This window comes from Agromyces sp. CF514, from assembly GCF_900113185.1.
In the GTDB taxonomy this organism is placed as follows: domain Bacteria; phylum Actinomycetota; class Actinomycetes; order Actinomycetales; family Microbacteriaceae; genus Agromyces.
In genome coordinates this window covers 2,286,190-2,300,518 of sequence record NZ_FOZD01000001.1, presented here as the reverse complement: position 1 = coordinate 2,300,518, position 14,329 = coordinate 2,286,190, and the positions used below count along the sequence as shown (strand labels likewise).

The window sequence follows — 14,329 nt, the reverse complement described above, 5'->3', positions numbered from 1 at the left end:
CCCGACCCGGCCCGGCAGCGCCTCGATTCGATCAGGCGGCGACTCGGCGTCGTGGCCGCAGCCAGACGAGCAGCACTCCCCCGACGAGCAACCCCCAGAACGCCGAGCCGATGCCGACCACGGCGACGCCCGACGCCGTGACGAGGAACGTGCCGATCGCGGCGATGCGGGAATCGACGGCCTCGAGCGCGCCGGTCACCGCCGCGACGAGGGCTCCGAGGAGCGCGAGCCCGGCGACCGCGGTGATGATCACGGGCGGGGACGCCTGCACGATCGCCGCAGCCAGTCCCGCCGCAGCGCCCAGCACCAGGTAGGAGACGCCCGCCGACACCGTGGCGACCCAGCGCTTGGCCGGATCGGGATTCGCCTCCGGGCCGGCCATGATGGCGGCCGTGATCGCCGCGAGGTTGATCGCGTGTCCGCCGAACAGCGCGGCGCCGACTCCGGCCGCGCCCGAGCTCACGAGCACGGGCCGTGGCGGCACCTCGTAGCCGAACGTCGACATGACGGCGAACCCCGGAACGTTCTGCCCGGCCATCGTGACGACGAAGAGCGGGAGCCCGAGGCTCACGATCACCGCCGGGTCGAAGGCGGGCGCGACGAACTCGAGCGAAGGGGTCACGGTCGGCGCGGCGAGCACCGCCGGCCCGGCGATGATCGCGATGCCCACGACCGCGACGCCCATGGCGGCGGGCACGGCCCAGCGGGGCGCCAGCCGGGCGAGGAGCAGCCACACGAGCACCATCGGCACGGCGATCGCGGGCTGCTCGACGGTCGCCGTGACGGGTGCGAGGCAGATCGGGAACAGGATGCCGGCGAGCATCGCACTCGCGAGCGGCTTCGGGATCGACGTGATCAAGCGGCCGAACGCGGGCCACAGGCCGGCGACCACGATGAGCGCGCTGCACACGAGGAACGCCCCGATCGCGGCACCGAACTGCTGGGTGGTCGCGGACGCCGAGACGAGCAGCGCCGCCCCCGGCGTCGACCACGCGAACGAGACCGGCATCCGAAGCGCGATCGGCAGTGCGATGCACAGCACGCCGGTGGCGATGCACAGGGCGAAGAGCCCCGACGCGGCCTGCGCGTCGGTCGCGCCCACGGCGACGAAGCCGGCGATCACGAGCGCGAAGGAACTCGCGAACCCCGTGATGGCGGCGATGACCCCCGCGACGACCGTGTGGAAGATGGTCGTGCCTGGGTCAGGCGGACTTCTCGGCGCGGCGCGGCTTGTGCGGCACGATCGTCGGCGCGGCGTTGTCGAGCACCGCCGCCTTCGTGACGACCACGCGTGCGACACCGGTGGATGAGGGCACCTCGAACATGATCGGCCCGAGCACCTCTTCCATGATCGCGCGGAGGCCGCGGGCGCCGGTCTGTCGAAGCACCGCGAGGTCGGCGATCGCCTCGAGCGCGGCCTCTTCGAAGTCGAGCTGCACCCCGTCGATCTCGAACATGCGCTGGTACTGCTTGACGAGCGCGTTCTTCGGTTCGGTGAGGATCTCCATGAGCGCCTCGCGGTCGAGCGGCGTCACCGTGGCCACGACGGGCAGACGGCCGATGAACTCGGGGATCAGGCCGAACTTGTGCAGGTCTTCGGGGAGCACCTCGCTGAAGAGCTGCGCGTCGCTCTCCTTGTTGTGCAGCGGTGCGCCGAAGCCGATGCCGCGCTTGCCCGCACGCGAGGAGATGATGCTCTCGAGCCCCGAGAAGGCGCCGGCGACGATGAACAGCACGTTCGTCGTGTCGATCTGGATGAACTCCTGGTGCGGGTGCTTGCGCCCGCCCTGCGGGGGCACGGAGGCGACGGTGCCCTCGAGGATCTTCAGCAGCGCCTGCTGCACGCCCTCGCCCGACACGTCGCGCGTGATCGACGGATTCTCGGCCTTGCGGGCGATCTTGTCGACCTCGTCGATGTAGATGATGCCGGTCTCTGCGCGCTTGACGTCGTAGTCGGCGGCCTGGATCAACTTGAGGAGGATGTTCTCGACGTCTTCGCCGACGTATCCCGCCTCGGTGAGCGCCGTCGCGTCGGCCACGGCGAACGGCACGTTCAGCTGCTTCGCGAGGGTCTGCGCCAGGTAGGTCTTGCCGCAGCCGGTCGGGCCGATCAGCAGGATGTTCGACTTGGCGATCTCGACGTCGTCGTGCGCACGGTCGGCCGTCGTGAGCGTGGACTTCGCGCGAACCCGCTTGTAGTGGTTGTAGACCGCGACGGCGAGTGCCTTCTTGGCGGCCTCCTGGCCGATGACGTACTCCTCGAGGAAGCCGAAGATCTCCTTCGGCTTCGGGAGCTCGAACTCCCCCGCCTCGGTCTCGCCGGACTCGGCGAGGCGCTCCTCGATGATCTCGTTGCAGAGCTCGACGCACTCGTCGCAGATGTAGACGCCCGGCCCAGCGATCAACTGCTGGACCTGCTTCTGGCTCTTTCCGCAGAACGAGCACTTGAGCAGATCGGCGCTCTCCCCGATGCGTGCCATCGAACCCTCCCTGTCGACGAGTCTGCAACGAGCCTAGCCCGAGAACGGCGCCCCACGGCCAGACGCGCCCGGAATGATCCCGGGGGCGTTTCGCGTCGGGCGAACGCGCACGCCGGTTTCATCCGGCGGGCCGGCGGGCGGCCGGAATGCGACGGATGCCCCGGCGAACCGCCGGGGCATCCGTCATGCGTCGCGCCTCAGCGCACCGCGATCAGCGCGTGATCGCGGGCAGCGCCTTGCGCGAGGTGAGCACCTGGTCGATGAGCCCGTACTCGAACGCCTCCTGCGCGGAGAGGATCTTGTCGCGGTCGATGTCGGCGTTGACCTGCTCGGGCGTGCGGTTCGAGTGACGCGAGAGCGTCTCTTCGAGCCACGTGCGCATGCGCAGGATCTCGGCCGCCTGGATCTCGATGTCGGACGCCTGACCGTGCCCGGCCTCGCCCATGGCGGGCTGGTGGATCAGCACGCGCGCGTTCGGCAGCGCCAGGCGCTTGCCCGGCGTGCCGGCCGCGGCCAGCACGGCTGCGGCGGAAGCCGCCTGCCCGAGCACCACGGTCATGACCTCGGGCCGGATGTACTGCATGGTGTCGTAGATCGCCGTCATGGCCGTGAACGACCCGCCGGGCGAGTTGATGTACATGATGATGTCGCGGTCGGGATCCATCGACTCGAGCACCAGCAGCTGCGCCATGATGTCGTCGGCCGACGCGTCGTCGACCTGCACGCCGAGGAAGATGATGCGGTCCTCGAACAGCTTGGCGTAGGGGTCCTGGCGCTTGTAGCCGTAGGCGGTGCGCTCCTCGAAGCTCGGCAGGATGTAGCGCGAACCGGGAGCCTGCACGCCGTTGAAAGCGGTGCCTCCGAACGCGGGGCCACCGAAAGTAGGTACTGACATTCGCTCGTTCTCTCTTCTCTCGATGCCTACGCCTGGGTTCCGCCGCCGCCGGCGACGTCGAGCGCCGACTCGCGGATGTGGTCGACGAACCCGTACTCGAGCGCCTCCTGGGCGGTGAACCAGCGGTCGCGGTCGCCGTCGGCGTTGATCTGCTCGACCGACTTGCCGGTCTGGGCCGCGGTGATCTCGGCGAGACGGTTCTTCATCGAGACGATGAGCTGCGCCTGCGTCTGGATGTCGCTCGCGGTGCCGCCGAAGCCGCCGTGCGGCTGGTGCAGCAGCACTCGGGCGTTGGGGGTGATGTAGCGCTTGCCCTTGGTGCCCGCCGTGAGGAGGAGCTGACCCATGGACGCGGCCATGCCGATGCCGACGGTCACGATGTCGTTCGGCACGAACTGCATGGTGTCGTAGATGGCCATGCCCGCCGTGATCGACCCGCCGGGCGAGTTGACGTAGAGGTAGATGTCCTTCTTCGGGTCTTCGGCCGCGAGCAGCAGCAGCTTGGCTGCGATCTCGTTGGCGTTCTCGTCACGCACCTCGGAACCGAGCCAGATGATGCGGTCCTTCAGCAGTCGATCGAAAACTCCGGTGCCGGGTGTCGCTTCGGCCATGTGTCGCTCCTTCTGCGTTGTCGCGTTGTGTCGAATCTATCCGGTGCAACACGCGGGAACGGGGCTGTTCGCCCTCGGCGGATGCCGCGTCGCGCCTGGTTCGCCCACAGCGGAGCGGCGGCCGTTCGAGGCTCGGTCAGTCGACCAGGTCGCGGGCGTAGTTCGACACCGAGCGCGTGTAGCGCCGGAGGTGCGGTGCGAGCGCGAGCAGGGCGACGGATGCGGCACGGCGGGCGTCTCCGGAGCTCGCGAGCGCCAGCGCGAGGAACGCGGCGACCTCGTCGCGGAACGGGGCGTCGGCGTGATCGCGGAGCTCCGACTCGAGCAGGTCGAGCGCACGCGCGTCGTCGCCGAGGTTCCGGATGCTGCTGGCCATCTGGATCACCGCCTGCGGGCGGTGCTCGTCGTCGAGGCCGAGCGCGAGTGCACGCTCGTAGAGCGGCACGGCCTCATCGGGCCGCCCGGCCGAGTCGCGTGCGCCGGCGCGCTCGAACACGGCCCGGGCGTCGTCGCCGCCGCGTTCGGCGGCGACGGCGTCGATGCGCGCGATCAGCTCGTCATCGCCGATCGTGCCCGACGCATCGTTCCAGATCGCGTCGATGCGCTGCTGCCACTCGTCCATGAGCCCTCCCGGGAACGACGCGGGGCCGGGCGTTCAGACGCCCGGCCCCGCGGTGATGATCGATCGACCGAGTGGTTACTCGGCGTCGGCCTTCTTCGGCGCGCGCTTGCGAGCCGGCTTCTTCTCTTCAGCCTCGGCCTCGGCCTCGGCCGGAGCCTCGGTCTCGGCGGCGGCCTTCTTGGTCGCGCGCTTCTTGGGGGCCGGGGCCTCTTCAGCGGCAGCCTCGTCGGCGGCGGGGGCCTCTTCGGCGGCCTCGTCGTCGCCGGCCACGGCCGTGAACTCCGAGAGGTCGACGGCCTTGCCTGCGGCATCCGTCACCTTGGCCTTGCCGAGCGCGATCGCGAGCGCCTTGTTGCGGGCGACCTCGCCGACCATGGCGGGGATCTGGCCCTGCTGGCTCAGGATCTGCACGAACTCGTTGGGGTCCATGCCGTACTGCGCGGCACCCTGCACGAGGTACTGCGAGAGCTCCTCCTGGCTGACCTTGACCTGCTCGGCCTCGGCGATCGCGTCGAGCACGATCTGGGTCTTGAAGGCCTTGGTGCTCGCCTCGGTGACCTCGGCGCGGTGCTCGTCGTCTTCGAGGCGGTTCTCGCCCTCGAGGTGACGGTGCACCTCGTCTTCGATGACGGCGTCGGCGACCGGCACGTCGGCGAGCTCGAGGAGCTTGTCGACGAGGAGGTCGCGGGCCTGCGTGCCCTGGCCGAACGACTTGTTGCGGGCGACCTGCTCGGACAGGCTCGCGGTGAGCTCGTCGAGCGTGTCGAACTCGCTGGCGATCTGCGCGAAGTCGTCGTCGGCCGCGGGAAGCTCGCGCTCCTTGACGGCGCCGACGGTCACTGTGATCTCGGCGGTCTGGCCCTCGTGCTCGCCGCCGAGCAGCTTGGACGCGAACGTGGTGGTCTCACCGGCGGTGAGGGAGTCGAGCGCCTCGTCGATGCCCTCGAGCAGCTCGCCCGAGCCGAGCTCGTAGGAGATGCCGCTGGCGGTGTCGACCTCGACGCCCTCGATCGTGGCGACCAGGTCGAGCGTCACGAAGTCGCCGTTCGCGGCCGGACGGTCGACGGTCGCGAGCGTGCCGAAGCGGGTGCGCAGGCGCTCGAGCTCTTCGGTGACCTCGTCGTCGCCGACCTCGACCGAGTCGACCGTGATCTCGAGGCCGTCGTAGGCGGGCAGCTCGATCTCGGGGCGCACGTCGACCTCGATGGCGAGGAGGAGGTCTCCGGAGAAGTCCTTGTCGCTCGGCCACTCGACGATGTCCGCCTCGGGGCGGCCGAGGGGGCGCAGCTCGTGCTCGGCGACTGCGGCGCGGAAGAAGCCGTCGAGGCCCTCGTTGACGGCGTGCTCGAGCACGGCGCCCTTGCCGACGCGCTGGTCGATGATGGGCGGCGGCACCTTGCCCTTGCGGAAGCCGGGCACGTTGACCTGCTCGGCGATGTGCTCGTACGCGTGGGCGATGCTGGGCTTCAGCTCCTCGGGCGTCACCGAGATGGTGAGCTTGGCGCGAGTGGGGCTCAGCTTCTCAACCGAAGTGGTCGGCATGTGAAGATCTCCTGTTTGGTGGAAGTTCGTGTCGAGTCTCACGACCCGTCGGGGCGACAGGATTCGAACCTGCGACCTCCCGCTCCCAAAGCGGGCGCTCTAGCCAAGCTGAGCTACGCCCCGAGTCGCTGACTCAACTCGTCAGTCCACTCGCTCCGAGGCACGCCGAAGCGGGCACGTGCGCGGGTGGACCCCCGAAAGTCTACTGCACGGCGACGTGCGGTTTCTGCGCGGGGCGACGCGCCGGCCGACCGGCCGATGAACGGGAGCGCCGCCGCGATGTACTACGATGATCCAGTGCCCGGAAGCGGGTCACGGGGATGTAGCTCAATGGTAGAGCCTCAGTCTTCCAAACTGATCACGCGGGTTCGATTCCCGTCATCCCCTCCGTTCGACGCCCCGCCCGGTCTGCATCCGGCGGGGCGTTCGTCGTCTCCGGGACGCGTCGCGGGGTCCGCGCATCCGCTCTCAGCGAACAGGAAGCCCAGATCAGTCGAGCCTTCCCTTCCTTGAAATACTCGCCCGGATGCGTAGCGTTGTACCTGACAGACGATCAGAAGCTTCAGGGAAGGTGGACCAGATGACCGACATCCAGACCGCACCGCAGACGGGATCCACGGCCGACGTCGCCGCCGGAGCCGCACAGTTCCTCACCCCCGTCGTGCACGAGCTCATCGCGCTCGCCGTCAACGGCAAGCAGGCGCACTGGCACGTTCGCGGCGCGAACTTCATCGCCGTGCACGAGCTGCTCGACGACGTCGTCGCCCACGCGCAGGAGTGGTCCGACACGGCCGCCGAGCGCGTCGTCGCCCTCGGCCTGCCGATCGACGGGCGCCTCGCGACCGTCGCCGAGAAGAGCGCGGGCGCGAACCCGGCCCTCGGCTTCCTCGGGTACGAGGAGACCATCGCCGACGTGGTCGCGCAGATCGACGTCGTCACGCAGCGCGTGAACGCGGCCATCGAGGGCCTCGCCGAGCTCGACCCGGCCAGCCAGGACGTCGTGATCGAGATCCGTCGTGGCCTCGACAAGGACCGCTGGTTCCTCTCCTCGCACGTCGCGGTCGCGTAACGCGCGACGCTGGCGGGTTCACGGGCCCGGGTGCAGAATGCCGCTATGGCGGCCGATGCACCCGGGCCCGTTCCGTCGTCCGGCGAGGCCGACGACGATCGTTCCGCCGCGGCATCCGCCAGTCCCCCGGCTGAGGCGGTCGACCTGACCGACGCCCAGAAGTCGTTGCGCGCGCAGATGCTGGCCACCGAGCACTGGAGCCTGCTCGCCTCGCGGAGCACGACGCAGAGCGAGGTGCTGACCCGCATCGCGATCTTCCTCACGCTCGTATCGGCGGGGCTCGTGACCCTCGGCGTGCTCGGCAACGCGACCGGCTTCCGCGGCTGGTTCGGGCTCGCGGCGATCGGGGTGCTCGTGCTGCTGTCCCTGCTCGGGCTGGTCACGCAGGTGCGCGTCTTCAACACCGCGACCGAGGACCTCGCGTACGTGCTCGCGATGAACCGCCTGCGCGGGGCCTATCTCGATCTCGACCCCGGCATCGGGCCGTACTTCCTCATGGGTACGACCGACGACGGCCCCGGGATCGACCGCACCTACTACCCGTTCGCCGTGCGCGACCGCACGCAGGTCTTCGGCAGCTCGATGATGGTGATGCTCGTCGTGAACACCGCGCTCGGCGGGCTGCTCGTCGGCGCGCTCGTGTACGCGATTACGGAATCCCCCGGATGGTCGGTCGCGTGCGGCGCCGTCGTCGCGGTCGTCGCATTCGTGCTCTGGATGCTCTGGGGCTACCGCGGGTACGCCGAGGTCATGCGGGTGCACGTGCCGCTCCGCCGGAGTTCCGAGCGGGCCGGGCGGCGCGGGGCGGGCCTGGCGGAAGGCGACTAGCGCTGCAGCCAGGCGAGCACGGCCAGCACGCGGCGGTGGTCGGTGCCCGAGTCCTCGAGGGCCAGCTTCTGGAAGATCGAGGTCACGTTCTTCTCGACCGCGCCGACGCCGATGAAGAGTTGCTTCGCGATGCCTGCGTTCGTGCGCCCCTCGGCCATGAGCGCCATGACCTCGCGCTCGCGCGGCGTGAGCGAGGCGAGCGGGTCGCCGCGGCGTGCGAGCAGTTCGCGCACGACCTGCGGGTCGAGCACGGTGCCGCCCTGGCTGACGCGCTCGACGGCGTCCTGCAGTTCGTCGAGCGAGGCCACCCGGTCCTTCAGCAGGTAGCCCATGCCGCCGTCGCCCGAGGAGAGCAGTTCGTTGGCGTACGTGCCCTCGACGTACTGGCTCAGCAGCAGCACGCCCGCCCGCGGCATCCGGCGCCGGATCTCGATCGCGGCGCGCACACCCTCGTCGCGGAAGGTCGGCGGCATGCGCACGTCGAGCACCGCGACGTCGGGCGAGGTCGACTCGAGCTCGGCGAGCAGGGCGTCGGCGTCGCCGTATGCGGCGACCGTCTCGAACCCGGCCTCGCCGAACAGGCGCACGAGGCCCTCGCGGAGCAGCACGGAGTCCTCGGCGAGCACGATGCGAAGCGGGCGGGCCGTATGGTCGGTCATGCCCTCACACTATCGGCGGGCATCGCGCCGGGCGGGTCTCGAGACGCTGCGCCCGCGACCGCTCGACCGGCGCGGCGATCAGGGCTGATCGGATGCCGCGAGCGCGACGTACGGGATGTGCGCGCCGATCGAGGTCGGCCCGCCGATCGGGCTGTCGACGACGAGCACCCCGTCGAGCCCGCGCACGCGCTCCTCGAGCCCGGCGAGCCCATGGCCGGGCAGCGGGGATGCGCCGCCGCGACCGTTGTCGGTGACCCACAGGTCGATCCAGCGACCGGTCGCGCCGGTGTCGCGAAGGCCCACGCGCAGACGGATGCCGCTGGCCTCGGCGTGCTTGACCGCATTCGTCAGGAGCTCGGCGGCCACGAAGTACACGTTGCGCTCGATCGAGGCCGGCAGCGCGGCATCCGTCGGCAGTCCGATCTCGACGGCGACCGGGATGACGCTCCTGGCCGCGAGCGATTCGAGGGCGACGGCGAGCCCGCGGTCCTGCAGGATGGGCGGCGCGAACCCCCGCGAGAGGGCGCGCAGCTCGTCGAGCGTCTCGCGGGCCTGTTCGCGCGCCTCGCCGAGCATGCCGCGTGCAGCCTCGGGATCGCGCTCGATCGCGCGCTCGATGCTCGCCAGGTCCATCTGGAGGCGCACGAGCCGCTGCTGCGGGCCGTCGTGGATGTCGCGTTCGAGGCGGCGCAGCGACGCGTCTTCAGCCTGCACCGCGGCGCCGCGGGATGCGGACAGGCGCGAGACCTCGGCCTCGAGCACCTCGCTGCGCCACGCGCCGAGCGTGCCACGGGCGATCACGTCGTGCAGGAGGGTGAGGCTGTGGAACACGTACGGCAGCGTCGCGAGGAATGCGAACCCCACCACGATCTCGAACACCGTCTCGCCGAGCGCCGGATCGATCGCGAAGGCGTTGTTCGGGAAGAGCCAGTCGAGCACGACCTCGTGCACCCAGAAGTCGGTCTCGTAGTCGGGGATGAAGCCGCGCCAGATCCAGCTCGTCGTGCCCGCGAGTGCGGTCGAGAGCCAGACGATCGTGAGGCTCCACGTCACGACGCTCACGATCGGGTTGATGATCAGCGTGTGCAGCAGGTGGAGCCAGTAGTGTCCGTCGGCGAAGGGCGCGAACAGGGAGCCCCAGAATCCTCGCTCGCGCCCGTCGCGGTTCCACACCGGCTGGGCGATCGCCGGGCGGCCCGCCCAGCGCAGGCGCACGAGCTCGAGCACGCCGAAGCCGCGCGCGATGTACAGCGCGGCGACGGTGACGAAGATGCCGAACACCAGTGCGATGGTGCCGAGACCGGTGAAGAAGACGGTCGAGACGAGCACGAGACCCGTGATCGCGATCGGCATCGTGAGGATCAGGAACCCGAGCTCGCGCGGCACGCCGGCCCAGAGGCGCCAGTAGCCGCGTCGGCGCGGCGCGGCATCCGCCTGCGCGAGGGTCGCCGACGCCGGCGATGGGAGGTCGGTGTCAGTGGTCATGGTGGGTTCCTTCGCTCATCGTCGCACGCTGACCGGGCTCGACGACGGCGAACTGCCCCATCATCCCCTGGTCCTCGTGCCACAGCAGGTGGCAGTGGTACATGTACGGCGTGCTCGGGTCGGCGTAGTCGTCGAAGCGCATGAGCAGTTCGTAGGTCGTCTCGGGTTCGGCGAAGATCGTGTCCTTCCAGCCCGCGAGCTCCGGCGGAGGCGCCTCGCCGTCGATGGAGGCGATGCGGAACTGCACGTCGTGCACGTGGAAGCTGTGCGGGACGGCGTTGCTGTTCTCGACGACCCAGCGCTCGAGGGTGCCGACCGTGACGGTCTCGTCGATGCGTGCCAGGTCCATGGCCTCGCCGTTGATCTCGAAGCTGTCGCCCAGGTCGAAGGTGCGGGTGGTCGCGACGTCTGCGGGGTCGAAGTCCTCGATGCTCGCGAGTGTCGAGGGCACGGATGCCGCGGGCGCGAGTGCGTCGGAGGCGCGCACCTCGAGCACGTCGAACGCGTCGGTGCCGCCGTTCATCGAGGCGACGACGGGCTCGAGGCCCGAGATCGCGGCGGTCATGCGGGACTGCAGCACGACCCGCTCGCCCGGCGAGACGCGCAGCAGCACCTCGGCGCGCTCACCTGGCGAGAGCCGCACGTGATCGAGGGCGACGGATGTCTCGAGCAGCCCGCCGTCGGTCGCGATGAGGTCGACGGGGCGCTCGTCGCTCCACGCGAAGGCGTAGGTGCGCGCGGTCGACGCGTTCAGCAGCCGGAGCCGCACGAGTTCGCTGCCCACCTCGAGGTACGGGCCGCGCGTGCCGTTGACGACGAGTTCGTCGCCGAGGCCCCCGGCGTAGCCGCGCTGCGGGTCCTCGCGCACGCCTTCGGCCGAGAACCCGGTGTCCTGCACGATGACGGGGATGTCGTCGACGCCGTACTCGGCGGGCAGGCCGAGCGCGCGTTCCGCGTCGTCGTGCAGCAGGAACATGCCGGCGAGCCCCATCGCGACCTGCGCCTCCGTCTCGCCGTGCGGATGCGGGTGATACCAGAGCGTCGCCGCGGGCTGGTCGACGACCCACTCGGGCGACCATGCGGCATCCGGTTCGACCATCTGGTGGGGGCCGCCGTCCATCGCGGCCGGGAGGTGCATGCCGTGCCAGTGCACGCTCGTCGGCTCGTCGAGGGAGTTCGTGACGTCGACCCGCACGCGCTCGCCGCGGTCGGCGACGATCGTGGGACCGAGGTACGAGCCGTCGAATCCCCAGGTCACGCTCGGCACGCCCGGCGCGAAGTCGGTGGTGCCGGCGCGTGCGTCGAGCGAGAACACCCGCGTGCCGTCGTCGTCGACGTGCGACTCCGCGAGCGGTGGGATGGCCAGGGGCGTGCCGAAGTCGACCTCGCCGACGGTGTCGACCGGCGCCGGCGCGACCACGCCGCAGCCCGCGAACGACAGGGCGACCAGGCCGCCTGCGGCCAGCACGGCGACGGCGCTGCCGATCGTCGCGCCTGGTCTGCGGAGTCGGGTCTGAAGCATGGATCCAGCCTCGCGACCGGCGCGACCCCGGACCAGACGGCGGGCGCCCCGAAGCGGAGGGGGGTTTTCCCCCGCTCGGCGGCGTTACCCGAGCGTGTCGTGCGTGAAGCGCCCGCCGAGCAGGGTGGCGGCGACGGGCATGACCCGCAGCTCGTCGGTCGTGCACGCGAGCGGATCGAGGTCGACGACGGCGAGGTCGGCAGGGGCGCCCTCGCGCACCTCGGACCCCGCGCCGTTCGTCGACGCCGCGAGTGCGACGCGCGCCTCGATCGCCTGCTCGGGGTGCCACGGCTCGCGCCCGTCGCGCGTGCGGCCGACGGCGGCGGCGATCGCGACCCACGGGTCGAGCGGGGCGACCGGCGCGTCGGACCCGAGCGCGAGCTCGACCCCCGCCGCCGCGAGCTCGGCGAGCATGAACGCCCGGTCGGTGCGCCCGGCCCAGTAGCGCTCCGCGACGTCGCGGTCGTCCATGGCGTGCTCGGGCTGCACGCTCGCGACGACGCCGAGGGCGGCGAAGCGGGCGACGTCGTCGTGGCGCAGCAGCTGCGCGTGCTCGATCGAGCCGCGGCACCCGACAGCCTCGAAGGCGTCGAGCACGCGCGCGTTCGCCCGATCGCCGATGGCGTGCACGGCCGGCGTGAGTCCTGATCGCGAGGCGGTGCGCATGAGCGGCACGAGGTCGTCGAACGGAACGGTCGAGAGGCCGAACGGGTGCTCGTGCCCCTCGAGGCCCGGGTACGGATCGAAGCACCACGCGGTCCGCGTGTTCAGCGAACCGTCGGTGATGACCTTGTGGCCGCCGACGGTCACGAGCCCCGCGGTGCCCTCGATCTCGTCGCCGGTGCGAAGCCCCTCGGCGATCGCCCGGTCGAGGTGCTGCGTGTAGACGCCGAACGACACCCTGAGCGAGCGGATGCCGCGTGCGGCCCGCCTGGCCCAGTCGTCGCGGTTCCACCGCATCTCGTAGTCGGTGACGCCGACGACGCCGCGGGCGGCGGCACGCTCGGACGCCTCGCCGACCCAGGCGTCGAGCACATCGTCTGCGATGTCGTCGAGTTCGCGCACGAGCGCGAAGCACTCGTCTTCGCGCAGCAGGCCCGACTCCCCCACGGCATCGTGCACGCCGTGGCGACGTGCGGCCGCCGAGTTGAGCCAGCACGCGTGCAGGTCGGCGGCCACGAGCACGACGGGCACGTCGCCCGAGACGGCGTCGAGCCGCGCGAGGGTCGGAGCGTCGGCCCACAGCCCGTCGCGATAGCCGAAGCCGACCACTTCGACGGCACCGGCGTCGACGGATGCCGCGACGAGCGCCGCGGCGTCGGCGGCCGACCCCGCCGACGCGAGGTCGAGCCTTCGGGAGACCATGGCCCACTGCGACGCGTGCACATGCCGGTCGTGCAGGCCGGGCACGACGAAACGGCCGCCGAGGTCGACGCGCCGCGCAGGCCCCGTTTCAGCGGCGCCGTCGCCGTCGGCCGTTCCGGTCGGCCGGATCGACGCCACGCGGCCCGCGACGACGTGCAGGTCGACGAGCCCCGGGGAGCCGGGCAGTCGTGCGCCGACGAGCAGCAGCGGCTCGGCGGCATCCGCTCGCCCCGTCTCGCTCATGCCTGGCACCGCGGGCACCAGTAGAGCTTGCGGGCGCCCATCTCCTCGAGCACGATGTTCGTGCCGCACACTCGGCACGGCTGTCCCTCGCGCTTGTAGACCCAGTGCCGGTCGTCGCGGCTGGCCATCGCGGCGCGGTAGGCCTCGGGGTCGAGGTCGTCCATGGTCATCATCTGACCGGTCTCGACGCCGATCGCGAGCAGCTTCGCCCAGTCGCGCCAGAGGTCTCGCACGACCTCCTCGGGCACGAGGCGGCCGGGGGTGTGCGGGTTCAGCCGTGCCCGGAAGAGCAGCTCGGCGCGGTACACGTTGCCGATGCCGGCCACGACGTTCTGGTCCATGAGCAGCAGGCCGATCGGCGTCGGCTTGCGACGGACCACGCTCGTGAACCGCTCCTCGGAGTCGGGCCCCGGGTCGAGCAGCGGGTCGGGGCCGAGCTTCGCGACGACGGCCTCGACCTGCGCCGGGTCGAGCACCTCGCACGCCGTCGGCCCACGGAGGTCGGCGCAGACCGTCTCGGTGAGCAGACGCACGCGCACCTGGCCGATCGGCTCGGGAGGGAAGGTCTCGAGTCGCGCGCCCTCCTTCTCGGACTCGGACATGCGCAGGCGCGTGCGCCGCGGTGCCCCGATCGACGTCATCGAGTTCTCGCCGGCCGAGTCGAACACGACCGCATCGGGGTTCGGCGCGTCGAGGAACGTGCCCCGCTGGTTCGTCTGCCCCATGCGGCCGTTGGCCGATGCGATCGTCGCGTCCATCAGGATGTCGCCGGCGAAGTCCCACGCGCCGTACATGCCGAGGTGCACGCGCAGCCAGCGGTCGCCCTCGAACCCGAGGAACATCTGCTTGCCGACGGCGCGCGCATCGGTCACGAGGCGCCCGTCGAGATCGGCGGCGCCCTGCGCGAACCGCCCCTGCGGGCTCGAGGCGCGCACGACGTGCCCGACGAAGTTGCGCTCGAACTGCCGGGTGATGCGGTGGACGGAATGCCCCTCGGGCACGCGGCCG

The 14,329-nt window shown here is 71.0% G+C and carries 13 protein-coding genes and 2 tRNA genes; 3 read left to right on the top strand and 12 right to left on the bottom strand.

The annotated features are described in order from the left end of the window. Nucleotides 1-31 precede the first annotated feature (31 nt). The 7 genes from BM342_RS10255 to BM342_RS10225 form a co-directional block, all read right to left on the bottom strand. Nucleotides 32-1,189 (bottom strand): benzoate/H(+) symporter BenE family transporter, encoded by a 1,158-nt coding sequence (locus tag BM342_RS10255; RefSeq protein ID WP_092966781.1) that lies wholly within the window; start codon nucleotides 1,187-1,189, stop codon nucleotides 32-34. A gap of 13 nt (nucleotides 1,190-1,202) precedes the next feature. Beyond that, nucleotides 1,203-2,480: an ATP-dependent Clp protease ATP-binding subunit ClpX gene (gene clpX, locus BM342_RS10250; RefSeq protein ID WP_092965400.1), complete on the bottom strand. Its 1,278-nt coding sequence runs from the start codon at nucleotides 2,478-2,480 to the stop codon at nucleotides 1,203-1,205. Nucleotides 2,481-2,691: 211 nt separating this feature from the next. Continuing rightward, nucleotides 2,692-3,375 (bottom strand): ATP-dependent Clp protease proteolytic subunit, encoded by a 684-nt coding sequence (locus BM342_RS10245; protein WP_092965398.1) that lies wholly within the window; start codon nucleotides 3,373-3,375, stop codon nucleotides 2,692-2,694. Between the two features lie 26 nt (nucleotides 3,376-3,401). Next, nucleotides 3,402-4,022, bottom strand: coding sequence for an ATP-dependent Clp protease proteolytic subunit (locus tag BM342_RS10240; protein ID WP_255368772.1), 621 nt, complete (start codon nucleotides 4,020-4,022; stop codon nucleotides 3,402-3,404). A 100-nt stretch (nucleotides 4,023-4,122) separates the two neighbouring features. Continuing rightward, nucleotides 4,123-4,608: a tetratricopeptide repeat protein gene (locus tag BM342_RS10235; RefSeq protein ID WP_092965394.1), complete on the bottom strand. Its 486-nt coding sequence runs from the start codon at nucleotides 4,606-4,608 to the stop codon at nucleotides 4,123-4,125. A gap of 75 nt (nucleotides 4,609-4,683) precedes the next feature. Then, complete coding sequence (gene tig, locus BM342_RS10230) at nucleotides 4,684-6,150, bottom strand: trigger factor (RefSeq protein WP_092965392.1); 1,467 nt, start codon at nucleotides 6,148-6,150, stop codon at nucleotides 4,684-4,686. A 48-nt stretch (nucleotides 6,151-6,198) separates the two neighbouring features. After that, nucleotides 6,199-6,273, bottom strand: a tRNA-Pro gene (locus tag BM342_RS10225). A gap of 193 nt (nucleotides 6,274-6,466) precedes the next feature. Here BM342_RS10225 and BM342_RS10220 point away from each other — a divergent pair. From BM342_RS10220 to BM342_RS10210, 3 genes are all read left to right on the top strand, one after another. Continuing rightward, nucleotides 6,467-6,537: transfer RNA gene (locus BM342_RS10220), tRNA-Gly, on the top strand. 193 nt (nucleotides 6,538-6,730) lie between these two features. Beyond that, nucleotides 6,731-7,219 (top strand): Dps family protein, encoded by a 489-nt coding sequence (locus tag BM342_RS10215; RefSeq protein WP_092966779.1) that lies wholly within the window; start codon nucleotides 6,731-6,733, stop codon nucleotides 7,217-7,219. A 45-nt stretch (nucleotides 7,220-7,264) separates the two neighbouring features. Continuing rightward, nucleotides 7,265-8,047, top strand: coding sequence for a hypothetical protein (locus BM342_RS10210; protein WP_177232130.1), 783 nt, complete (start codon nucleotides 7,265-7,267; stop codon nucleotides 8,045-8,047). On the opposite strand, the gene BM342_RS10205 is transcribed toward BM342_RS10210, so the two are convergent. The 5 genes from BM342_RS10205 to BM342_RS10185 all read right to left on the bottom strand — a co-directional run bounded on the left by BM342_RS10205 (nucleotide 8,044) and on the right by BM342_RS10185 (nucleotide 14,322). Continuing rightward, entirely contained in the window at nucleotides 8,044-8,706 is a 663-nt protein-coding gene (locus BM342_RS10205) for a response regulator transcription factor (protein ID WP_092965390.1), read from the bottom strand. The genes BM342_RS10210 and BM342_RS10205 overlap by 4 nt on opposite strands. Nucleotides 8,707-8,784: 78 nt before the next feature. Further along, nucleotides 8,785-10,191, bottom strand: a complete 1,407-nt coding sequence (locus tag BM342_RS10200) for a sensor histidine kinase (RefSeq protein WP_092965388.1) — start codon at nucleotides 10,189-10,191, stop codon at nucleotides 8,785-8,787. Continuing rightward, nucleotides 10,181-11,713, bottom strand: a complete 1,533-nt coding sequence (locus BM342_RS10195; RefSeq protein ID WP_092965386.1) for a multicopper oxidase family protein — start codon at nucleotides 11,711-11,713, stop codon at nucleotides 10,181-10,183. Before BM342_RS10195 ends, BM342_RS10200 begins: the two co-directional genes overlap by 11 nt. 84 nt (nucleotides 11,714-11,797) lie before the next feature. Continuing rightward, nucleotides 11,798-13,321, bottom strand: a complete 1,524-nt coding sequence (locus tag BM342_RS10190; protein WP_092966777.1) for an amidohydrolase — start codon at nucleotides 13,319-13,321, stop codon at nucleotides 11,798-11,800. Next, complete coding sequence (locus BM342_RS10185) at nucleotides 13,318-14,322, bottom strand: Fpg/Nei family DNA glycosylase (protein ID WP_092965384.1); 1,005 nt, start codon at nucleotides 14,320-14,322, stop codon at nucleotides 13,318-13,320. The genes BM342_RS10190 and BM342_RS10185 overlap by 4 nt, the downstream gene beginning before the upstream one ends. Between the last annotated feature and the right edge of the window lie 7 nt (nucleotides 14,323-14,329).